We start from the raw sequence: 20,756 nt of genomic DNA on the forward strand, positions 1-20,756 counted from the left end.
TGCTATAGCAGATCACCCCGCCAGATAGACAGGGCAATGGCGCAAGAATTCGTCGCTGGCGTAAATATTCCGTGGTTCAGGCCAGCGGGCCATTGAGCAATGGCACGAAGCGCACGGCGCCTAGCACACGCCGGGAGAACCCATGCTCCTCACGCACGATCAGCATCAACTGCTGTGTTTCGCCTGCCGGGCCCACCGGAATCACCATGCGCCCCCCCGGCGCCAGTTGATCGAGCAGTGCCTGTGGCACCTCGGGCGCCACGGCGGTGACGATGATGCCGTTGTAGGGTGCCAGGGCCTGCCAGCCCTCGCAACCATCGCCCCAGCGGAACACCACGTTACGCAGGTTCAGCTCTACCAGGCGCTCCTTGGCGCGATCCTGCAGCACCTTGATGCGCTCCACCGAGAACACCCGCTCCACGAGCTGGGCAAGTATCGCCGTCTGGTAGCCGGAGCCCGTGCCGATCTCCAGCACCTTGTCGAGCGGCCCGGCCTCAAGCAGCAGCTCGCTCATGTGCGCAACCATGAACGGCTGCGAGATGGTCTGGTTGTGGCCGATCGGCAGCGCCGTGTCTTCATAGGCGCGATGCGCCAGGGCCTCGTCGACGAACAGGTGGCGCGGGGTGCGACGGATCGCGTCGAGCACCTTGGGGTTCGCCACGCCTTCTTCGCACAGGCGCTGGATCAGCCGCTCCCGGGTCCGTTGGGAGGTCATGCCGATACCCCGGCGCAACATATCGTCCTCACGCATCAGAGCAGGCCCTCCAGCCAACCGTCGAGCTGTTCGAAAGCATCGTTGAAGGTGCGGTCAAGCTGCAGCGGTGTGATCGATACATAACCTTGCATCACCGCGTGGAAGTCCGTGCCCGGGCCACCGTCTTCGGCATCGCCGGCCACGGCAATCCAGTACCCCTCCTTGCCGCGCGGGTTGACCACCTTGGTCGGCGCCGCCGCCCGCGCCCGGTGACCGAGGCGGGTCAGCTGGATGCCGCGGATGTGCTCCAGCGGCAGGTTGGGGATATTGACGTTGAGCACGGTGCGCGGCGGCAGTGTGAGACGCGACTGCGCCTCCACCAGCCGGCGGGCGATGTACGCCGCCGTGGGCAGGTTGTCCGGCTGGCGCGAGAGCAACGAAAACGCCAGCGACGTGTTGCCCAGGAAGCGGCCTTCCAACGCAGCGGCGACGGTGCCCGAATACAGCACGTCGTCGCCCAGGTTCGCGCCCAGGTTGATCCCCGACACCACCATGTCTGGGGTCTGCGGCAACAGGCCATTGAGCCCCAGGTGCACGCAATCGGTCGGCGTGCCATTGAGGCTGATGAAACCGTTGGCCAGGGTCTGCGGATGCAGCGGCCGGTCCAGCGTCAGCGAACTGCTGGCGCCGCTCTTGTCTTGCTCCGGGGCGATTACCACACACTCGGCATAATCCACCAGCGCAGCGTGCAGCGCGGCGAGGCCAGGTGCGGTAACACCGTCGTCGTTCGAAATCAGAATACGCATGGGCTGTCCGTCTGCCCTACCGGCACCAGATCCACGACTTCGCGCACCACCACGGTGGCGAAGCATCCGGCCGGAAGGACGAATTCCAGTTGCAGGATATCAGGCTCGGGATAATGCCACGTCAGGCCGCCAATAGGGAGCCGCAGAATGCGCCGTTCGTGATCCATGCCCGCCTGGGCCAGCCAATGGCACAGTGCCGGCTGCCGCGCGGCAACTGCGCTTTCCAACGCGGCAGTGACGCCTGCGGCGGGGGTTTCGCCCTCGCCCCACAGCGCACCGGTGGGATGCAGGTCGAGAATCGCCAAGCGCGGATCGGAACATTCCTGCTCGGTCGCCGGAAAGAAACTACGGCTATCGGTGAAGGCCAGCAGGTCCCCGACTTGCGCACGGGCCCAACTGCCGTCGGCAACACGGGCGGCGAGAATCTGGTTGAACAGGTAGCTGCGCCCTGCGGAAAGCAAACGCGAACGCACATTGCGTTGCTCTGGCAGTGCCTTCCGGGCCGCCCAGTCGAGCGCGTCATGGACATTACCGCCGCCATGGCCAAACCGCTGGCTGCCGAAGTAGTTCGGCACGCCGTGCTGCTTGAGCGCCTCCAGGCGCGCGTCCAGTGCAGCGTGATCAGCCGCCAGGGCCGTCAGGCGCAGGGTGAAGCCGTTGGCCGAATGCGCGCCACGCTGCAGCTTGCGCTGGTGACGCACCTGCTTGAGCACGCGCAGGCTGGCATCCTCGGCACGCGACAGGTCCGGGTCGGCCTTGCCGGGCAGGTGCAGGCTGAACCACTGACGGGTCAGGGCCTGGCGGTCCTTGAGGCCGGCATAGCTGATCGAACGGGCCGGGACGCCTGCGGCGCGGGCCAGTCGGCGGGCCGCTTCTTCAGTGTTGAGCTCGCGCTTTTCGACCCACAGCCATAGGTGCTCACCCTGGCCCGACAGCGGGATATCCAGCACCTCGTCGACCTGGAAGTCTTCAGCCACGGCCTTGAGCACCGCAGTGCCCAGCGCTTCACCCGATGCACGCGGGCCCAGCAGTTCCAGTTCGGTCATGCTGGCAGCAACAGGGCGACCGCATGCACGGCAATCCCCTCCTCACGGCCGGTGAAGCCCAGCTTTTCAGTGGTGGTCGCTTTGACGTTGACCTGGTCGAGCTCAGCTTGCAGGTCTTCGGCGATCAGTTGGCGCATGGTCTCGATGTGCGGCGCCATCTTCGGCGCCTGGGCAACGATGGTGGCGTCGACATTGCCCACCTTCCAGCCCTTGGCCTGGACGATAGCGACCACATGACGCAGCAAGGCACGGCTATCGGCACCCTTGAACTGCGGGTCGGTGTCGGGGAAGTGCTTGCCGATATCACCCAGCGCCGCAGCGCCCAGCAAGGCATCGCTCAGGGCGTGCAGCAGCACGTCACCGTCGGAGTGGGCCAGGAGGCCGTGTTTGTGGGGGATACGGACCCCGCCCAGGGTAATGAAATCACCGTCGCAGAAACGGTGCACATCGTAGCCGTGGCCAATACGCATAGAAAAACGCCCTGATTGAGTCAGGGCGTGATTCTACCTGCTTTGTGCGGTATTGGGGCTGCGCCTTACACCCGGCCCAGCGCCTTCGCATGATGGCGCACGTGGTCTTCGATGAAGCTGGCGATGAAGTAGTAGCTATGGTCATAGCCAGGCTGCAGGCGCAGGGTCAGTGCATGCCCCCCTTTGCGCGCGGCCTGCTCCAGTGCCTCAGGCTTGAGCTGCTTCTCGAGGAAGTCATCACGGTCGCCCTGGTCCACCAGCAACGGCGGGCAGCTGCCCGCGGGTGTCTCGGCCAGCAGCACGCTGGCATCCCACTCGCGCCAACGCGCACGGTCCTCGCCCAGGTAGCGGCTGAAGGCCTTTTCACCCCACGGGCAGTCCATCGGGTTGCTGATCGGCGAGAACGCCGAGATCGAACGGTAGCGCCCCGGGTTACGCAAGGCGCACACCAATGCGCCATGCCCGCCCATCGAGTGGCCACTGATGCTGCGCTGGTCCGAGGCCGGGAAGTGCGCCTCGATCAGCGCGGGCAACTCCTCTACCACGTAGTCATGCATGCGGTAGTGCTGCGCCCACGGTTGCTGGGTGGCATTGAGGTAGAAGCCGGCCCCCAGGCCAAAGTCCCAGGCGCCATCCGGGTCGCCCGGCACCTGCTCGCCACGCGGGCTGGTGTCGGGCGCAACGATGATCAACCCAAGCTCGGCGGCCAGGCGCTGGGCGCCGGCCTTCTGCATGAAGTTCTCGTCGGTGCAGGTCAGGCCGCTCAGCCAGTACAGCACCGGCAGCTTGGCCCCCTGTTCGGCCTGAGGAGGCAGATACACCGCGAACACCATGTCGCAGCCGAGCACCTTGGACGGGTGCCGGTACCGCTTGTGCCAGCCGCCGAAGCTTTTCTGGCAAGAAATGTTGTCCAGGCTCATGGCAGACCTCAGAAGTGGATCACGCTGCGGATGCTCTTGCCTTCATGCATCAGGTCGAAGGCCTTGTTGATGTCTTCCAGGCCCATGGTGTGGGTGATGAAGGTGTCCAGCGGGATCTCGCCCTTCTCGGCCATTTCGACATAGCTTGGCAGCTCGCTGCGGCCGCGTACGCCACCGAACGCCGAGCCGCGCCAGACGCGACCGGTGACCAGCTGGAACGGACGGGTGGCGATTTCCTGGCCAGCACCGGCAACGCCGATGATGACCGACTCGCCCCACCCTTTGTGGCAGCATTCTAGGGCCGCACGCATCAGCTGGACGTTGCCGATGCACTCGAAGGAGAAGTCCACGCCGCCGTCGGTGAGGTCGACGATCACTTCCTGGATCGGGCGGTCGTATTCTTTCGGGTTGATGCAATCGGTGGCACCCAGCTGACGAGCGATCTCGAACTTGGCTGGGTTGATGTCGATGGCGATGATGCGCGAGGCCTTGGCCTTGACGGCGCCAATGATCGCCGACAGGCCGATGCCGCCGAGGCCGAAGATGGCCACGGTGTCACCCGGCTGGACCTTGGCGGTGTTGATGACCGCACCGATACCGGTGGTGACGCCACAGCCGAGCAGGCAGACCTTCTCCAGCGGGGCTTCCTTTTGGATCTTGGCCACGGAGATTTCTGGCAGCACGGTGTACTCGGAGAAGGTCGAGGTGCCCATGTAGTGGAACAGCTGCTGGCCTTTATAAGAGAAGCGCGTGGTGCCGTCTGGCATCAGGCCCTTGCCCTGGGTCGCACGGATGGCCTGGCACAGGTTGGTCTTGCCCGAACGGCAGAATTTGCACTGGCCGCACTCAGGGGTGTACAGCGGGATCACATGGTCACCCACGGCCACCGAGGTCACGCCCTCGCCCACTGCCTCGACGATCGCGCCGCCTTCGTGGCCAAGGATCGACGGGAAGATACCCTCCGGGTCGGCGCCGGACAGGGTGTAGGCGTCGGTATGGCAGACACCGCTGGCAACCACGCGCAGCAGCACTTCGCCGGCCTTGGGCATGGCCACGTCCACTTCGACGATTTCCAGGGGTTTCTTGGCTTCGAAGGCTACGGCAGCACGGGACTTGATCATCAACGTTCTCCAGACAAGGGGTCAATTCAGTCTTGCAGTGTAATTCAGGGTGTTTTGATGAATAATCCAGGCAAAGACAAAACATTATTGCTGCACAGGGACAATCAATGAGTAGCCGCTGGGAAGGCATCGACGAATTCGTGGCGGTGGCCGAGTCTGGCCAGTTCACCGCGGCGGCGGAGCGCCTGGGCGTATCGTCTTCGCACATCAGCCGGCAGATCGCCCGCCTGGAAGAACGCCTGCAGACGCGGCTGCTGTACCGCAGCACCCGGCGCGTCACCCTGAGTGAGGCCGGGCAGACCTTCCTGCAGCATTGCCAACGCCTGCAAGATGGCCGTGAAGAAGCCCTGCGGGCGATGGGCGACCTGGCCAGCGAGCCCAAGGGGCTGCTGCGCATGACCTGTGCGGTGGCCTATGGCGAGCGTTTCATCGTGCCGCTGGTGACGCGCTTCATGGCGCTGTACCCGCAGTTGAGGGTGGAAGTGGAACTGAGCAACCGCACGCTGGACCTGCTGCATGAAGGCATGGACCTGGCCATTCGCCTCGGCCGGCTTGCCGACTCCAGGCTGGTTGCCGCCCGCCTAGCACCGCGGCGCATGTACCTGTGCGCCTCACCGGCGTATCTGGAGCGTTACGGCCGGCCGCACAGCCTGTCGGAACTGGCGCGGCACAACTGCCTGATTGGCAGTTCGGACTTGTGGGCACTGCAGCAGGATGGCCGCGAGATCAGCCAGCGGGTGCAGGGAAACTGGCGCTGCAACAGCGGGCAGGCCGTGCTCGACGCCGCGTTGCTGGGGATGGGCTTGTGCCAGTTGCCGGACTATTACGTGCTGGAGCACCTGAACACGGGGGCACTGGTATCGCTGCTGGAGGGGCATCAGCCGCCGAATACGGCGGTGTGGGCGTTGTACCCGCAGCAGCGGCATCTTTCGCCGAAGGTAAGGCGACTGGTGGATTATCTGAAGGAAGGGTTGGCGGGGTTGCCGGAGTATCGTGTGGCTTGATAGTGCACTGGGGCCGCTTTGCGGCCCTTTCGCGGCACAAGGCCGCTCCTACAAGAGATCGCAATTCCCTGTAGGAGCGGGCTTGCCCGCGAAAGGGCCAGCACAGGATTACAGTGTCAGCGGCGCCCCGCCCAGCGCTGGCGCAACCACTCAAGGTCTTCCGGCCGGGTCACCTTGATGTTATCGCTGCGCCCTTCGATCAGCCGCGGCGCCTGGCCGGACCACTCGATGGCCGAAGCCTCGTCGGTGACCACCACATCCGACACCAGGCACTCGGCCAACGCGCGGTGCAAGGCCCCCAGGCGGAACATCTGCGGCGTATACGCCTGCCAGATGGTGCTGCGGTCTACGGTAGCGCTCACCCGGCCATGGCTGTCGGCACGCTTCAACGTATCGCGCGCCGGTACCGCCAACAGGCCACCCACCGGGTCATCTGCCAGCTCCGACAGCAGCTTGTCCAGGTCACTGCGCGCCAGGTTCGGCCGCGCGGCATCGTGCACCAGCACCCAGTCGCTGTCCGAAGCCCCTTGGGCATGCAGCAACAGCAACGCATTGAGTACCGAGTCGGCACGCTCGCGACCGCCCGCCGCGCGCTGGATGCGCGGGTCGCTGGCACAGCGCAGGCCGGGCCAGTAAGGGTCGTCTGCGGTAATGCTGACCACCACGCCCTTGAGCGTTGGATGGCCAAGAAAACAGTCGAGGCTATGCTCGAGAAGGGTCTGCCCACCCAGTTGCAAGTACTGCTTGGGGCGGTCGGCAGCCATGCGGGCACCCACGCCCGCAGCAGGAATCACGGCCCAGAAGGCCGGTAATGTGTCAGTCATTTTTGCGGCAACTGGAAGAGGGTTTCACCCTCTTTGACCATCCCCAATTCATGACGAGCCCGTTCTTCCACGGTCTCCATACCTTTCTTCAACTCCAGGACTTCTGCATCAAGCACGCGGTTACGCTCAAGCAGACGCTCGTTTTCGGCGTGCTGCTCGGCGATCTGCTGCTTGAGCTCGGTCACTTGCGCCAGGCTGCCATTGCCCACCCACAGGCGGTACTGCAGGCCACCCAACAGCAGAAGCAGAACGAGGAACAACCAATAGGGACTGCGCATCAAGGTATCCAGGTTAAAAAGACCGCCGCTTACTGTTCACTTCGGGGCCTCGAATAGCACGAAGCCTGGCCGAGGCCAGGCTTCGTCGACAGAAACCCTTTGCAAGTGTAGGAAAATTCAGTACGAAAGCTCCTACAGCTACGGCTGCTGTCTTTTTACCATCTCTTGCTTAACCGCGAAACTCGGCACGACCACGGTAAACCGCCTTGGCACCCAGTTGCTCTTCGATGCGCAGCAGTTGGTTGTACTTGGAGACGCGGTCGGAACGGCACAGCGAGCCGGTCTTGATCTGGCCAGCAGCGGTGCCTACAGCCAGGTCGGCAATGGTCGAGTCTTCGGTTTCACCGGAACGGTGCGAAATCACCGCGGTGTAGCCTGCAGCCTTGGCCATCTGGATGGCTTCCAGGGTCTCGGTCAGCGAGCCGATCTGGTTGAACTTGATCAGGATCGAGTTACCGATGCCCTTCTCGATGCCTTCCTTGAGGATCTTGGTGTTGGTCACGAACAGGTCGTCACCGACCAGTTGCACCTTCTCGCCGATCTTGTCGGTGAGGATCTTCCAGCCAGCCCAGTCGGACTCGTCCAAGCCGTCTTCGATCGAGATGATCGGGAAGCGCTCGGTCAGGCCTTTCAGGTACTCGGCAAAGCCTTCGGCGTCGAACGACTTGCCTTCGCCAGACAGGTTGTACTTGCCGTCTTCATAGAACTCGGACGCTGCGCAGTCCAGGGCCAGTGTCACGTCGGTGCCCAGCTTGTAGCCGGCCTTTTCAACGGCTTCGGCGATGGCGGCCAGCGCGTCTTCGTTAGACGCCAGGTTCGGCGCAAAGCCACCTTCGTCACCGACGGCAGTGTTCAGGCCGCGAGCCTTCAGTACAGCCTTCAGGTGATGGAAGATTTCGGTGCCCATGCGCAGGCCATCGGAGAAGGTCTTGGCGCCAACCGGCTGCACCATGAACTCTTGGATGTCGACGTTATTGTCGGCGTGCTCGCCACCGTTGATGATGTTCATCATCGGAACCGGCATCGAGTACTGGCCCGGGGTGCCGTTCAGGTTGGCGATGTGCGCGTACAGCGGCAGGTCCTGGTCCTGGGCAGCGGCCTTGGCGGCAGCCAGGGAAACAGCCAGGATGGCGTTGGCGCCCAGCTTGGCTTTGTTCTCGGTACCGTCCAGGTCGATCATGGCGCGGTCCAGAGCCTTCTGGTCGGAAGGGTCCTTGCCCAGCAGCAGGTCGCGAATCGGGCCGTTGATGTTGGCGACGGCTTTCAGCACGCCCTTGCCCAGGTAACGGCTCTTGTCGCCATCACGCAGCTCCAGCGCTTCGCGCGAGCCGGTGGAAGCACCGGACGGCGCGCAAGCACTGCCGATGATGCCGTTGTCGAGCAGTACATCGGCTTCCACGGTGGGGTTGCCACGCGAATCGAGAACTTCACGACCTTTGATGTCGACGATTTTTGCCATTGTTGTAAGCACTCCAGAATTGACGAAAACAACGCAGCTTAGGAAATCCTTGCACTTCATCAGGCGGGGTATGCAGCAGGCAGGCCTGATGAAAGCGCTCCCTGACCGTTTGGTCAGGGAGAGAACGGGCGGTACTTTACCCGAGAAATGAGCTTTACGCGGTTTCTACCGTCGGAAAACTTTTCACCAGCTCGTCCAGTTGCTTGAGCTGGGTCAGGAACGGCTCCAGCTTGTCCAGGCGCAAGGCGCAAGGGCCATCGCACTTGGCATTGTCCGGATCAGGGTGAGCCTCGAGGAACAGGCCGGCCAGGCCTTGGCTCATGCCAGCCTTGGCCAGGTCGGTGACCTGGGCACGACGGCCACCGGCAGAGTCCGAGCGACCGCCCGGCATCTGCAGGGCATGGGTCACGTCGAAGAAGACCGGGTACTCGAACTGCTTCATGATGCCGAAGCCGAGCATGTCCACCACCAGGTTGTTGTAGCCGAAGCTCGAACCACGCTCGCAGAGGATCAACTGGTCGTTACCCGCCTCTTCGCACTTGGCCAGGATGTGTTGCATCTCCTGGGGCGCGAGGAACTGGGCCTTCTTGATGTTGATCACCACGCCGGTCTTGGCCATGGCCACCACCAGGTCAGTCTGGCGCGACAGGAAGGCCGGCAACTGGATAATGTCGCAGACCTTGGCCACCGGCTCGGCCTGGTAAGGCTCGTGCACGTCGGTGATCACCGGCACGTTGAAGGTGCGCTTGATCTCCTCGAAGATCTTCAGCCCCTCTTCCATGCCTGGGCCACGGTAGGACGTCACCGACGAACGGTTAGCCTTGTCGAAGCTGGCCTTGAACACATACGGGATACCGAGCTTCTCGGTGACCCGCACGTACTCTTCGCAGACCTTCATTGCCAGGTCACGGGATTCCAGGACGTTCATGCCGCCGAACAGGACGAACGGCTTGTCGTTGGCGATCTCGATGTTACCGACGCGAATGATCTTCTGGGTCATTGATCAGGCCTTGTTCTTCTGAGCCAGGGCTGCCTTGACGAAACCACTGAACAGCGGGTGGCCGTCACGCGGGGTCGAGGTGAACTCTGGGTGGAACTGGCAAGCGACGAACCATGGGTGGTCCTTGGACTCGACCACCTCAACCAGCGCGCCGTCTTCGGAACGACCGGAAACCACCAGGCCAGCATCGACCAGTTGTGGCAGCAGGTTGTTGTTCACTTCGTAGCGGTGACGGTGACGCTCGGTGATCACGTCCTTGCCGTAGCAATCGTGAACCTTGGAGCCCGAGACGATCTGGCAGTCCTGCGCGCCCAGGCGCATGGTGCCGCCCAGGTCGGAAGCTTCGGTACGGGTCTCGACGGCGCCGGTAGAATCGGCCCACTCGGTGATCAGGCCGACAACCGGGTGGCCGCTGTTGCGGTCGAACTCGGTGGAGTTGGCGTCTTTCCAGCCCATCACGTTACGGGCGAACTCGATCACGGCAACTTGCATGCCCAGGCAGATACCCAGGTAAGGCACTTTGTTCTCACGGGCGTATTGCACCGCAGTGATCTTGCCTTCGACACCGCGCAGGCCGAAACCGCCCGGTACCAGAATGGCGTCGGCGCCTTCGAGCAGGCTGGTGCCTTGGTTCTCGATGTCTTCAGAATCGATGTAGCGCAGGTTGACCTTGGTACGGTTGGTGATGCCGGCGTGGCTCATCGCTTCGATCAGCGACTTGTACGCATCCAGCAGCTCCATGTACTTGCCGACCATGGCGATGGTCACTTCGTGCTCTGGGTTGAGCTTGGCATCGACGACCTTGTCCCACTCGGACAGGTCGGCGCTGTCGCACTGCAGGCCGAAGCGCTCGGTGACGAAGTCATCCAGGCCCTGGGCATGCAACACGCCCGGGATCTTGTAGATGGTGTCGACGTCTTCGAGCGAAATGACCGCACGCTCTTCAACGTTGGTGAACAGGGCGATCTTGCGGCGCGACGAGGCATCGACCGGGTGGTCGGAGCGGCAGATCAGCACGTCAGGCTGCAGGCCGATGGAGCGCAGCTCCTTGACCGAGTGCTGGGTCGGCTTGGTCTTGGTTTCGCCTGCGGTAGCGATGTACGGGACCAGGGTCAGGTGCATCAGCATGGCGCGCTTGGAGCCCACTTCGACGCGCAGCTGGCGGATGGCCTCGAGGAACGGCTGCGACTCGATGTCGCCGACCGTACCGCCGATTTCAACCAGGGCCACGTCGGCATCGCCGGCGCCCTTGATGATGCGACGTTTGATTTCGTCGGTTATGTGCGGGATGACCTGGATGGTCGCGCCCAGGTAGTCACCACGGCGCTCCTTGCGCAGCACGTGCTCGTAGATACGGCCGGTGGTGAAGTTGTTGTTCTGGGTCATGGTCGTGCGGATGAACCGCTCGTAGTGGCCCAGGTCAAGGTCAGTCTCGGCGCCGTCCTGGGTGACGAAGACTTCACCGTGCTGGAACGGACTCATGGTGCCAGGATCGACGTTGATGTACGGATCCAGCTTGAGCATGGTGACCTTGAGTCCCCGCGCTTCCAGGATGGCCGCCAGGGAAGCCGAGGCAATGCCTTTCCCCAATGAAGAAACAACACCGCCCGTGACGAATATGTAGCGCGTCATGAAAAACCCTAGAAGTCTGCGTTAAGGCGGCCAGCGCCGCCGGAGAAAGCGAAGGAAGGCCGAAGCCCCCGATCACCTGCGTCAATCACAGTGCATCTCGAAAAACTGCCGCGTCTGTACAAACCAGGGTATCCCCGGCATGGAGCTCGCTCGTCATTTCCAGAATCAGCCCAGCAAAAAACTGCGTGGTAATCGGCAACTGCTGTGTTTTCGAGGAACCCACAGAAGTTGTATCAAGAAGGGAGGGTAGTCTACCGGAATGTACCCTTCAGCTCAAACCTTGCGCGTTCGTCGGTAACTGCCAGTGCAGTTGGCAATCTGCCTGCCCCAGCGCCGGCAGGTTGGCCACGGCCAGCAAGCGCTCGCCCTGATACAGCAATGGCAGGCGCGAACGCACGAAAGGCGGCACCTGCAGCTCGTTGAGCAGGCGCTTGAGGTCGCGTCGACCGCGCCCGGCAAGCTCAAGCACTTCACCGCCCTGGCGATAGCGGACAGTCAGGCCCGCCAGGGGCTTGGGCGCAGCCAGCCGAACGCTGCCGTTGCCCGGCAAGGCCAGCTCGCAAGCCGAGTCTGCCCAGGCGAATTCGCCTTGCGGCGCCTGCAGCCAGTCACCGCTCAGCCACCAGATGCGGCCGTTGCTGCGCAGCAACCGGCCGTCGGCCAAGCGCCAGGTCGGCTGGGCGTCGGCTGCGGCATCGCGCAGGTCGGCCCAGCCCGCCCAGTGGCGCGCATCCGGCAGCCGGGTGCGATGGCTGAGCCAGTATTGCAGGGCATTGCGCTGACGAGCGGGTGACAACGCCGCGAGCACCGCAAGCGCCAGGGAATCCAGCCCCACCCATGCAGCGGCAGCCCCCTCCTCGGCCTTGGCCAGATCCGCCTGAGCCACCTCGTCCAGCAAACCCTGCGCTTCGCCCAGGTGCTCTGCGCAACGGGCAAGGCTCTGACTGGCTTGCGGCCAACGCTGCTGCAACACCGGGAACACTTCGCCGCGCAAATAGTTGCGGGCAAAGGCGGTGTCGCTGTTCGAGGGGTCTTCGATCCAGGTCAGGCCTTGGGCCTGGGCATACGCGTGCAGCTGCTGGCGGGCAATCGCCAGCAACGGCCTGGCCAGGCTGCCCTGCCCCAGCGGACGCTGCGCCGGCATCGCGGTCAGGCCACGTAGCCCGGCACCGCGCAGCAAACGAAATAGCAGGGTTTCTGCTTGGTCATCGCGGTGCTGGCCGGTGAACAGCACCTCACCGGGGCCGACTACCTTCGTGAATGCCGCATAACGGGCATCGCGGGCCGCCTGTTCGAGACTGGCGCCGGGGGCGACCTGGACGTGGATCACACGAAGTTCGACGCCGAGGTTGGCGCAGACGTGCTTGCAGTGGGCTGGCCACGCGTCAGCGGCGGGCTGCAGGCCGTGATGGATATGGATGGCGCGCAACGGGGGCGCGGGGTGGGTGCGGGCGTAATCGGCCAGCAGGTGCAGCAGGACGGTGGAGTCCAGGCCGCCAGAGAAGGCGATGTGCCAGGCGGGGGCTTGGAGCCAGGGGGTGAGGTTGATCATCGAAGCCTCACTCGGTTCGGAATCGCCGGGGGCGCTTTGCACCCCTTTCGCGACGCAAGGTCGCTCCTACAGGGGACCGGGCAATCTGTAGGAGCGGGCTTGCCCGCGAATGGGCCGCAGAGCGGCCCCGGGGTGTATCAGAGACCGTAGCTCATCAGGCGCTCGTAACGGCGTGCCAGCAGCGCGTCATTGTCGAGCTTGCCCAGCATGTCCAGCTGCTGCACCAGGTCGGCACGGATGCTTTCAGACATGGCAGCCGGGTCACGGTGGGCGCCGCCCAGCGGCTCCGAGATGACCTTGTCGACGATGTTCAGGCTCTTCAGGCGTTCGGCCGTGATACCCATGGCCTCGGCGGCATCGGCAGCCTTGTCGGCGGTCTTCCACAGGATCGAGGCGCAGCCTTCCGGCGAAATCACCGAGTAGGTGGAGTACTGCAGCATGTTCAGCTGGTCGCACACACCAATGGCCAGTGCACCGCCAGAACCCCCCTCACCGATCACGGTGGCGATGATTGGCGTCTTCAGGCGCGCCATGACACGCAGGTTCCAGGCAATCGCCTCGCTCTGGTTGCGCTCTTCGGCGTCGATACCCGGGTAGGCACCTGGGGTGTCGATGAACGTCAGGATCGGCATCTTGAAGCGCTCGGCCATTTCCATCAGGCGGCACGCCTTACGGTAGCCCTCAGGGCGCGGCATGCCGAAGTTGCGGCGTACCTTCTCACGGACTTCGCGGCCCTTCTGGTGGCCGATGACCATCACTGCCTTGCCATCCAGGCGGGCGGTACCGCCCACGATCGCGGCATCATCGGAGAAATGGCGGTCACCGTGCAACTCTTCGAATTCAGTGAAGATGTGCTGCAGGTAGTCCAAGGTGTAAGGACGACGCGGGTGACGCGCCAGGCGGGCGATCTGCCAGCTGGTCAGGTTGCCGAAGATGCTTTCGGTCAGGGTATTGCTCTTGTCTTGCAGACGGGCAATTTCATCGCTGATGTTCAGCGAGTTGTCGTTACCCACCAGGCGCAGGCCTTCGATCTTGGCTTGCAGGTCGGCAATCGGCTGTTCGAAATCGAGGAAATTCGGGTTCATAGGCATCCGTCTTGGGTCTACGGCCAGGCGGCCGGCCGGTTGATCCGTTTGGCGCCCTACCTTAAGGGATCGGGCGCATTCAGGTCGAGATTAAAATTCGTCGATTCAACGATATTGCAGGAAGACGTTCTCACGTCCGAACTGGTCACGCAGTGCCTGAATCAGGCCGTCAGCCGGGTCGATTGACCACTCATCGGCAAACTGCAGCATGGCCTTGGCGTCACTGCCGGTGTATTCCAGGGTAATCGGGCAGCCGCCGCGGTGACGGGTGATCAGCTCACCCAGCCAGTTCAGGCGGTCGCCCTTGAGCGCGTCATGGGCGACTTTCAAGCGCAGGCTTTCGGCCAGGCGCGTACGCGCGTCTTCCATGGTCATTACCTGCTTCACCCGCAGGCGCAGGCCGCCCGAGAAGTCATCGTTACTGACCTCCCCTTCGACCACGACCATGGCGTCGTTCTGCAGCAGTGACTGGGCAGCCATGAAGGAGTCGGCAAACAGCGACGCCTCGATGCGCCCCGAGCGGTCATCGAGGGTGACGAAGCCCATCTTGTCACCCTTCTTGTTCTTCATGACCCGCAACGCAATGATCATGCCGGCGATCGTCTGAGACTCACGGGACGGCTTCAGGTCGATGATGCGCTGCCGGGCAAAACGGCGAATCTCGCTTTCGTACTCGTCGATCGGGTGACCGGTCAGGTACAGGCCCAGCGTGTCCTTCTCGCCTTTGAGGCGCTCTTTGAGGGTCAGCTCGCGGACCTTGCGGTGGTTGGCATAGACGTCCGAGTCTGCCTCGACGAACAAGCCGCCAAACAGGTCGACGTGGCCGCTGTCGGCAGTACGTGCGGTCTGCTCGGCCGACTTGATCGCCTCTTCCAGCGCCGCCAGCAAGGTTGCACGGTTACGGTCGATGTTGGCCTGGTAGGCCTTGATCTCGTCATGGAAGTACGGGCCCAGACGGTCCAGTGCACCACTGCGGATCAACGCATCGAGGGTGCGCTTGTTGACGCGCTTGAGGTCAACGCGTTCGCAGAAATCGAACAGGTCCTTGAACGGGCCGCCCTGCGCACGCACTTCGACGATGGCTTCCACCGGCCCCTCGCCCACACCCTTGATCGCACCCAGGCCATAGACGATACGGCCATCGTCATTGACGGTGAACTTGAAATCGGAGGTGTTCACATCGGGCGCATCGAGGCGCAGCTTCATGCTGCGCACTTCCTCGATCAGCACCACCACCTTGTCGGTGTTGTGCATGTCCGCCGACAGTACCGCGGCCATGAACGGCGCCGGGTAGTGGGTTTTCAGCCAGGCGGTCTGGTAGGACACCAGGCCATAGGCGGCAGAGTGAGATTTGTTGAAGCCGTAACCAGCGAATTTCTCTACCAGGTCAAAGATGTTACCTGCCAGATCGCCATCGATGCCGTTGTTCGCGCAACCTTCGATGAAGCCGCCGCGCTGCTTGGCCATCTCTTCGGGCTTTTTCTTACCCATGGCCCGCCGCAGCATGTCGGCACCGCCCAGGGTATAGCCGGCCATGACCTGGGCAATCTGCATCACCTGCTCTTGGTACAGGATGATGCCGTAGGTCGGCGCCAATACCGGCTGCAGGCCGTCATACTGGTAGTCCGGGTGCGGGTAGGCCAGCTCGGCGCGGCCGTGCTTGCGGTTGATGAAGTCGTCCACCATGCCCGACTGCAGCGGGCCTGGGCGGAACAGCGCCACCAATGCGATGAGGTCTTCCAGGCAGTCTGGCTTGAGCTTCTTGATCAGCTCCTTCATGCCGCGCGATTCGAGCTGGAACACCGCCGTGGTCTCGGCTTTTTGCAGCAACTCGTAGGTCTTGCGGTCATCCAGCGGAATGAAGTCGATGTTCAAGTCCGGCAGGTTCTGCTTGGCCTGCTCGCGGTTGATCGTCTCCATCGCCCACTTGATGATGGTAAGCGTACGCAGGCCAAGGAAGTCGAACTTGACTAGCCCGGCGGCCTCGACATCGTCCTTGTCGAACTGGGTTACCAGGCCGCCGCCCTCTTCGTCACAGGCGATCGGCGAGAAGTCGGTGAGCTTGGTCGGGGCGATGACCACACCACCGGCGTGCTTGCCGGTACCCCGCGTGACACCCTCGAGCTTGAGGGCCATCTCCCAGATCTCGCGGGCATCTTCGTCGCCCTTGAGGAAGTCGCGCAGGATCTCTTCCTGCTCATAGGCTTTTTCCAGGGTCATGCCGACTTCGAAGGGGATCATCTTCGACAGGCGATCGGCCAGGCCGTAGGACTTGCCCTGCACCCGCGCCACGTCGCGCACCACCGCCTTGGCGGCCATGGTGCCGAAGGTGATGATCTGGCTGACCGCGTTGCGCCCGTAAGCATCGGCCACGTATTCGATGACCCGGTCACGGCCATCCATGCAGAAGTCGACGTCGAAGTCGGGCATGGATACCCGTTCAGGGTTGAGGAAGCGCTCGAACAGCAGGTCATAGGCCAGCGGGTCGAGGTCGGTGATCTTCAACACGTAGGCGACCAGCGAACCGGCACCCGAGCCTCGGCCTGGGCCGACCGGCACGCCGTTGTTCTTGGCCCACTTGATGAAGTCCATAACGATTAGGAAGTAACCGGGGAAGCCCATCTGGATGATGATATCCAGCTCGAACTTCAGGCGATCCAGGTAGACCTGGCGCTTTTCCTCATAGTTTGGCGTGGTCTCTTTGGGCCAGAGCACCGCCAGGCGCTCCTCCAGGCCTTCATGGGAAACATGGCGCAGGTAATCGTCGATGCCCATGCCATTGGGGGTCGGGAAATCGGGCAGGAAGTGCTTGCCCAATTGAACCTGGATGTTGCAGCGCTTGGCGATCTCGACAGTGTTGGCGATGGCGTCGGGCAAGTCGCTGAACAGCTCGGCCATTTCGTCCGCGCTCTTGAGGTACTGCTGGTCGCTGTAGTTGCGAGGGCGACGCGGGTCGTCCAGGGTCCAGCCCTCGCCGATGCAGACACGGGTTTCGTGGGCATCGTAGTCGGCCTGCTTGATGAAGCGCACATCGTTGGTCGCCACCAGCGGCGCGCCGACCTTGTCGGCCAGGGCCACAGCAGCGTGTACGTATTCTTCGTCGCGGGCACGGTTGGTGCGCTGCACTTCAACGTAGAAGCGCTCGGGGAACATGCCCAGCCAGTCGCGCAACAGCGCTTCGGCCTCTTCAACCCGACCAGAGAGCAGCGCGGCGCCAATGTCGCCTTCCTTGCCAGCGGACAAAGCGATCAGGCCTTCGCTGGCGGGGGCGATCCACTCGCGCTGCAAAATCACCAGGCCATTGCGCTGGCCTTCGACCCAACCGCGCGAAATCAGCTCGGTGAGGTTGCGGTAGCCCTGGGGGTTCATCGCCAGGAAGCAGATGCGCGACAATGGAGCTTCCGGGTCGGGCCCGGCCAGCCACAGGTCGGCACCACAGATCGGCTTGATCCCGGCGCCCATGGCTGTCTTGTAGAACTTCACCAGCGAGCACATGTTGCTCTGGTCGGTGATCGCCACCGCCGGCATGTTCATCCCCGCCAGTGCCTTGGCCAGCGGTTTGATCCGCACCAGGCCGTCGACCAGCGAGAATTCGGAGTGCACGCGAAGGTGAACGAAGGGAACCGACATGGGTGATCCTGTAGCAGAACGACAAGGGCGGGATTGTAGCGTAAAAGCGGGGGGATTTTGGGGCTGCTGTGCAGCCCATTCGCGGGGCAAGCCCGCTCCCACAGGTTCTGCACCCAGCTTGAATACTGTGCGCGCCCTGTGGGAGCGGGCTCGCCCGCGAATGGGCCGCACAGCGGCCCCAATTAGGCTAAATCAAGGAGTCAACAACACCCTCACGGGCCTCCCAGGCCGCCCGCACAGGCGCAAAGGAGCGTCGATGAATGGGCGTAGGCCCAAGCCGTGCCAGGGCTTCAAGGTGCACCGGCGTCGGATAACCCTTGTGCCCACCGATGCCGTAACCGGGGTAGATCAGCTCGAACGCACTCATCTCCCGATCACGGGTCACCTTGGCCAGGATCGACGCAGCCGCGATGGCCGGTACCTGGCTGTCGCCTTTGACGACCGGCGCAGCAGGTACCGCCAGCTTGGGGCAGCGGTTGCCGTCGATTAGTGCCAGCTTGGGCGTGACATGCAGCCCCTCGACCGCACGCTGCATGGCCAGCATGGTGGCCTGAAGAATGTTCAGGCGGTCGATTTCTTCGACCTCGGCGCGGGCAATGCAAAAGCTCAGCGCCTTCTCGCAGATTTCGTCGAACAACGCCTCGCGCTTGGCTTCGGTGAGCTTCTTCGAATCGTTGAGGCCGAGGATCGGCCGTGCCGGGTCGAGGATCACTGCAGCCGTCACCACCGCGCCACACAACGGGCCACGGCCGACTTCATCGACCCCGGCGACCAGGTCTTCGACCAGGTTGAAATCCAGTCCTATTTGCATCTCAGCGGTCCTTGAGCAAGGCCAGTACCGCCTCGGCGGCCTGGTTGGAAGCATCCCGGCGCAGGGTGCGGTGAATCTCGTCGAAACGTTCGGTCTGCTGGCTGCCATCGGCCACCAAGGGGGCCAAGGTTTGCGCCAGGGCTTCGCTGGTGGCGTCATCCTGCAGCAGTTCAGGCACCAGCTCGCGCTGGGCCAGCAGGTTGGGCAACGACACGTATGGGCTTTTGACCAGGCGCTTGAGAATCCAGTAGGTCAACGGCGCCAGGCGATAAGCCACCACCATGGGCCGCTTGTACAGCAGTGCCTCCAGGGTGGCGGTACCCGACGCGATAAGCACCGCATCGCAGGCCGCCAGGGCCTGGTGCGACTGGCCGTCGAGCAGGGTCAGCGGCAGCGCGCGCCCTTCGAGCATCTGCTCGACCTGGGCACGCCGTGCGGCGTTGGCGCAGGGCAGCACGAAGCGCACACCCGGTACTCGTTCGCGCAAGCGCTCGGCGGCATCGAGGAACAGCGCCCCCAGGCGCCCGACTTCGCCACCGCGGCTGCCAGGCATCAACGCGACCACCGGGCCTGGGCCCAGGCCAAGCGCAGCGCGTGCTGCCAGTCGGTCGGCCTCGAGCGGAATGGTATCGGCCAGTGGGTGGCCGACGAAGCGCACCGGCACCCCCTGCTCCTCATAGAACCGGGCTTCGAACGGCAACAGCGTCAGCATCAGGTCGCAGCCTTCGCGGATTTTCAGCACGCGCTTCTGCCGCCACGCCCATACGGACGGGCTGACGTAGTGCACGGTCTTGATACCGGCCTGACGCAGTTTCAATTCAATGTTGAGGGTGAAATCCGGGGCATCGATGCCGATGAACACATCGGGCTTTTCGGCGATGAGGGTCTGGATCAACAACTTGCGGCGCTTGAGCAGCTCACGCAGTCGTCCCAGTACCTCGACCAGGCCCATGACCGCCAGACGTTCCATGGGGAAGTAGGATTGCAGGCCTTCGGCTTCCATCAAGGGGCCGCCAACGCCGATGAAGCGTACGTCGGGATGGCGCGCCTTGAGGGCGCGCATCAAGCCAGACCCGAGAATATCGCCGCTGGCCTCACCCGCGACCAGGGCTACGCAAAGCTGGGCCATGTTAGCGGGTGATGCCGCGGGCAGAATTCTGGATCGACTGACGGAACAGATCGACCTCAGGGTGCAGGGCTGCCAGTTCGGCCAGCGCCTTGATCGCGTCTTCGACGGTCAGGCCCTGACGGTAGACGATCTTGTAGCAACGACGCAGGATATGAATAACCTCGTCGCTGAAACCCCGACGGCGCATGCCTTCGAAGTTCATGCTGCGCGCTTCGGCTGGGCTGCCGAACACCGTGACGAAGGCCGGTACGTCTTTGCCGATCGCCGTGCCCATGCCGGAAAACGCATGTGCACCGATATGGCAGTACTGGTGCACCAGGGTGTACCCGGACAGAATTGCCCAGTCACCCACATGAACATGCCCCGCCAACGCGGTGTTGTTCACCAGAATGCAATGATTGCCGATGACACTGTCGTGACCGATGTGGGCGTAGGCCATGATCAGGTTGTGATCGCCGACGGTGGTTTCTGCACGGTCCTGAACGGTACCGCGGTGAATGGTCACACCTTCGCGGAACACATTGTGATCACCGATCACCAGGCGCGTCGGCTCACCCTTGTACTTGAGGTCAGGGGTGTCTTCGCCGATCGAGGAAAACTGGTAGATGCGGTTGTGCTTGCCGATACGGGTCGGCCCCTTGAGCACCACATGCGGGCCAATGACGGTGCCCTCCCCGATTTCGACATCAGGGCCAACGATCGACCAGGGGCCCACCTCGACACCGTCGGCCAGCTTGGCCGACGGGTCGATGATGGCCCGAGGATCAATCAAATTCATAGGGAGCGTTCCGCGCAGGTGATTTCTGCCGAGCAGACAGGCTTGCCGTCGACCAGGGCGCGGCACTCGAATTTCCAGATCATGCTCTTGCGGCTGAGGAACTTGGCTTCCAGCACAAGCTGGTCACCCGGCAATACCGGCTGACGGAAACGCAATTTGTCGGACCCGACAAAGTAGTACAGGGTGCCATCTGCCGGCTTGGCATCGAGCATCTTGAAACCGAGGATGCCGGCCGCCTGGGCCATGGCCTCGATGATCAGAACGCCCGGCATGATCGGGTGGGCCGGGAAGTGGCCATTGAAGAACGGCTCGTTGATGCTGACATTCTTGTAGGCACGAATGCTCTGGGCCTCGAAGTCCAGATCCGTCACGCGGTCCACCAGCAGGAACGGGTAACGGTGAGGCAGGTATTCGCGAATCTCGTTGATGTCCATCATTTCGGGGGGAAGCCTGTAATAAGAATAGGGAGCGCAGGTGCTGACCACGCGCTCCTTTTGCAGTCCAAAGAGGAGCCAGC

The 20,756-nt window shown here is 63.0% G+C and carries 19 protein-coding genes; 1 reads left to right on the top strand and 18 read right to left on the bottom strand.

Translation table 11 applies throughout. The features are described from left to right. Positions 1 to 76 precede the first annotated feature (76 nt). The 6 genes from QOS90_RS11030 to QOS90_RS11055 form a co-directional block, all read right to left on the bottom strand. Positions 77 to 715, bottom strand: coding sequence for a protein-L-isoaspartate(D-aspartate) O-methyltransferase (locus tag QOS90_RS11030; protein ID WP_172960402.1), 639 nt, complete (start codon positions 713 to 715; stop codon positions 77 to 79). 35 nt (positions 716 to 750) lie between these two features. Next, positions 751 to 1,500 (bottom strand): 5'/3'-nucleotidase SurE, encoded by a 750-nt coding sequence (surE, locus tag QOS90_RS11035; RefSeq protein ID WP_027595817.1) that lies wholly within the window; start codon positions 1,498 to 1,500, stop codon positions 751 to 753. Beyond that, positions 1,488 to 2,546, bottom strand: a complete 1,059-nt coding sequence (gene truD, locus QOS90_RS11040; protein ID WP_085272750.1) for a tRNA pseudouridine(13) synthase TruD — start codon at positions 2,544 to 2,546, stop codon at positions 1,488 to 1,490. The genes surE and truD overlap by 13 nt, the downstream gene beginning before the upstream one ends. Next, entirely contained in the window at positions 2,543 to 3,016 is a 474-nt protein-coding gene (gene ispF / locus QOS90_RS11045; protein WP_027595815.1) for a 2-C-methyl-D-erythritol 2,4-cyclodiphosphate synthase, read from the bottom strand. The genes truD and ispF overlap by 4 nt, the downstream gene beginning before the upstream one ends. Before the next feature lie 65 nt (positions 3,017 to 3,081). Then, positions 3,082 to 3,936 (bottom strand): S-formylglutathione hydrolase, encoded by an 855-nt coding sequence (fghA, locus tag QOS90_RS11050; RefSeq protein WP_027595814.1) that lies wholly within the window; start codon positions 3,934 to 3,936, stop codon positions 3,082 to 3,084. An 8-nt stretch (positions 3,937 to 3,944) separates the two neighbouring features. Further along, the gene (locus tag QOS90_RS11055; RefSeq protein WP_027595813.1) at positions 3,945 to 5,057 is read right to left on the bottom strand and encodes an S-(hydroxymethyl)glutathione dehydrogenase/class III alcohol dehydrogenase; all 1,113 of its coding nucleotides are present in this window, start codon (positions 5,055 to 5,057) and stop codon (positions 3,945 to 3,947) included. Between the two features lie 107 nt (positions 5,058 to 5,164). Here QOS90_RS11055 and QOS90_RS11060 point away from each other — a divergent pair, with 107 nt between their 5' ends. Then, positions 5,165 to 6,061 (top strand): LysR substrate-binding domain-containing protein, encoded by an 897-nt coding sequence (locus tag QOS90_RS11060; protein ID WP_027595812.1) that lies wholly within the window; start codon positions 5,165 to 5,167, stop codon positions 6,059 to 6,061. Between the two features lie 116 nt (positions 6,062 to 6,177). Here the strand turns inward: QOS90_RS11060 and ispD are convergent, their stop codons facing one another. From ispD to fabZ, 12 genes are all read right to left on the bottom strand, one after another. After that, the gene (gene ispD / locus QOS90_RS11065; RefSeq protein ID WP_027595811.1) at positions 6,178 to 6,885 is read right to left on the bottom strand and encodes a 2-C-methyl-D-erythritol 4-phosphate cytidylyltransferase; all 708 of its coding nucleotides are present in this window, start codon (positions 6,883 to 6,885) and stop codon (positions 6,178 to 6,180) included. Beyond that, on the bottom strand, positions 6,882 to 7,163 hold the full coding sequence (ftsB, locus tag QOS90_RS11070; RefSeq protein WP_004375443.1) for a cell division protein FtsB: 282 nt from the start codon (positions 7,161 to 7,163) through the stop codon (positions 6,882 to 6,884). The genes ispD and ftsB overlap by 4 nt, the downstream gene beginning before the upstream one ends. 169 nt (positions 7,164 to 7,332) lie before the next feature. Further along, entirely contained in the window at positions 7,333 to 8,622 is a 1,290-nt protein-coding gene (gene eno, locus QOS90_RS11075) for a phosphopyruvate hydratase (RefSeq protein WP_027595810.1), read from the bottom strand. A gap of 154 nt (positions 8,623 to 8,776) precedes the next feature. Continuing rightward, positions 8,777 to 9,622, bottom strand: a complete 846-nt coding sequence (kdsA, locus tag QOS90_RS11080; RefSeq protein WP_027595809.1) for a 3-deoxy-8-phosphooctulonate synthase — start codon at positions 9,620 to 9,622, stop codon at positions 8,777 to 8,779. A 3-nt stretch (positions 9,623 to 9,625) separates the two neighbouring features. Next, positions 9,626 to 11,254, bottom strand: a complete 1,629-nt coding sequence (gene pyrG / locus QOS90_RS11085) for a CTP synthase (RefSeq protein ID WP_027595808.1) — start codon at positions 11,252 to 11,254, stop codon at positions 9,626 to 9,628. A gap of 268 nt (positions 11,255 to 11,522) precedes the next feature. Further along, on the bottom strand, positions 11,523 to 12,806 hold the full coding sequence (tilS, locus tag QOS90_RS11090) for a tRNA lysidine(34) synthetase TilS (protein WP_027595807.1): 1,284 nt from the start codon (positions 12,804 to 12,806) through the stop codon (positions 11,523 to 11,525). A 137-nt stretch (positions 12,807 to 12,943) separates the two neighbouring features. Next, positions 12,944 to 13,891: an acetyl-CoA carboxylase carboxyltransferase subunit alpha gene (locus QOS90_RS11095; RefSeq protein WP_027595806.1), complete on the bottom strand. Its 948-nt coding sequence runs from the start codon at positions 13,889 to 13,891 to the stop codon at positions 12,944 to 12,946. Between the two features lie 105 nt (positions 13,892 to 13,996). After that, positions 13,997 to 17,521, bottom strand: coding sequence for a DNA polymerase III subunit alpha (gene dnaE / locus QOS90_RS11100; RefSeq protein WP_085272749.1), 3,525 nt, complete (start codon positions 17,519 to 17,521; stop codon positions 13,997 to 13,999). 187 nt (positions 17,522 to 17,708) lie between these two features. Next, on the bottom strand, positions 17,709 to 18,332 hold the full coding sequence (rnhB, locus tag QOS90_RS11105) for a ribonuclease HII (RefSeq protein ID WP_085272748.1): 624 nt from the start codon (positions 18,330 to 18,332) through the stop codon (positions 17,709 to 17,711). A 1-nt stretch (position 18,333) separates the two neighbouring features. Then, positions 18,334 to 19,461 carry a lipid-A-disaccharide synthase gene (gene lpxB / locus QOS90_RS11110; protein WP_085272747.1) on the bottom strand — a complete coding sequence of 376 codons (1,128 nt, stop codon included), beginning with the start codon at positions 19,459 to 19,461 and terminating at the stop codon, positions 18,334 to 18,336. A 1-nt stretch (position 19,462) separates the two neighbouring features. Beyond that, positions 19,463 to 20,239, bottom strand: coding sequence for an acyl-ACP--UDP-N-acetylglucosamine O-acyltransferase (gene lpxA, locus QOS90_RS11115; protein WP_085272746.1), 777 nt, complete (start codon positions 20,237 to 20,239; stop codon positions 19,463 to 19,465). Further along, positions 20,236 to 20,676 carry a 3-hydroxyacyl-ACP dehydratase FabZ gene (fabZ, locus tag QOS90_RS11120; RefSeq protein ID WP_003252314.1) on the bottom strand — a complete coding sequence of 147 codons (441 nt, stop codon included), beginning with the start codon at positions 20,674 to 20,676 and terminating at the stop codon, positions 20,236 to 20,238. The genes lpxA and fabZ overlap by 4 nt, the downstream gene beginning before the upstream one ends. Positions 20,677 to 20,756 lie beyond the last annotated feature (80 nt).

Source organism: Pseudomonas sp. LAIL14HWK12:I10 (genome assembly GCF_900184205.1).
In the GTDB taxonomy this organism is placed as follows: domain Bacteria; phylum Pseudomonadota; class Gammaproteobacteria; order Pseudomonadales; family Pseudomonadaceae; genus Aquipseudomonas; species Aquipseudomonas kermanshahensis.

Excerpts from the sequence above, each read along its gene's own strand:
- QOS90_RS11030 (WP_172960402.1), bottom strand. The coding sequence starts at position 715 with ATGACCTCCCAACGGACCCGGGAGCGGCTGATCCAGCGCCTGTGCGAA.
- surE (WP_027595817.1), bottom strand. The coding sequence starts at position 1,500 with ATGCGTATTCTGATTTCGAACGACGACGGTGTTACCGCACCTGGCCTC.
- truD (WP_085272750.1), bottom strand. The coding sequence starts at position 2,546 with ATGACCGAACTGGAACTGCTGGGCCCGCGTGCATCGGGTGAAGCGCTG.
- ispF (WP_027595815.1), bottom strand. The coding sequence starts at position 3,016 with ATGCGTATTGGCCACGGCTACGATGTGCACCGTTTCTGCGACGGTGAT.
- fghA (WP_027595814.1), bottom strand. The coding sequence starts at position 3,936 with ATGAGCCTGGACAACATTTCTTGCCAGAAAAGCTTCGGCGGCTGGCAC.
- QOS90_RS11055 (WP_027595813.1), bottom strand. The coding sequence starts at position 5,057 with ATGATCAAGTCCCGTGCTGCCGTAGCCTTCGAAGCCAAGAAACCCCTG.
- QOS90_RS11060 (WP_027595812.1), top strand. The coding sequence starts at position 5,165 with ATGAGTAGCCGCTGGGAAGGCATCGACGAATTCGTGGCGGTGGCCGAG.
- ispD (WP_027595811.1), bottom strand. The coding sequence starts at position 6,885 with ATGACTGACACATTACCGGCCTTCTGGGCCGTGATTCCTGCTGCGGGC.
- ftsB (WP_004375443.1), bottom strand. The coding sequence starts at position 7,163 with ATGCGCAGTCCCTATTGGTTGTTCCTCGTTCTGCTTCTGCTGTTGGGT.
- eno (WP_027595810.1), bottom strand. The coding sequence starts at position 8,622 with ATGGCAAAAATCGTCGACATCAAAGGTCGTGAAGTTCTCGATTCGCGT.
- kdsA (WP_027595809.1), bottom strand. The coding sequence starts at position 9,622 with ATGACCCAGAAGATCATTCGCGTCGGTAACATCGAGATCGCCAACGAC.
- pyrG (WP_027595808.1), bottom strand. The coding sequence starts at position 11,254 with ATGACGCGCTACATATTCGTCACGGGCGGTGTTGTTTCTTCATTGGGG.
- tilS (WP_027595807.1), bottom strand. The coding sequence starts at position 12,806 with ATGATCAACCTCACCCCCTGGCTCCAAGCCCCCGCCTGGCACATCGCC.
- QOS90_RS11095 (WP_027595806.1), bottom strand. The coding sequence starts at position 13,891 with ATGAACCCGAATTTCCTCGATTTCGAACAGCCGATTGCCGACCTGCAA.
- dnaE (WP_085272749.1), bottom strand. The coding sequence starts at position 17,521 with ATGTCGGTTCCCTTCGTTCACCTTCGCGTGCACTCCGAATTCTCGCTG.
- rnhB (WP_085272748.1), bottom strand. The coding sequence starts at position 18,332 with ATGCAAATAGGACTGGATTTCAACCTGGTCGAAGACCTGGTCGCCGGG.
- lpxB (WP_085272747.1), bottom strand. The coding sequence starts at position 19,461 with ATGGCCCAGCTTTGCGTAGCCCTGGTCGCGGGTGAGGCCAGCGGCGAT.
- lpxA (WP_085272746.1), bottom strand. The coding sequence starts at position 20,239 with ATGAATTTGATTGATCCTCGGGCCATCATCGACCCGTCGGCCAAGCTG.
- fabZ (WP_003252314.1), bottom strand. The coding sequence starts at position 20,676 with ATGATGGACATCAACGAGATTCGCGAATACCTGCCTCACCGTTACCCG.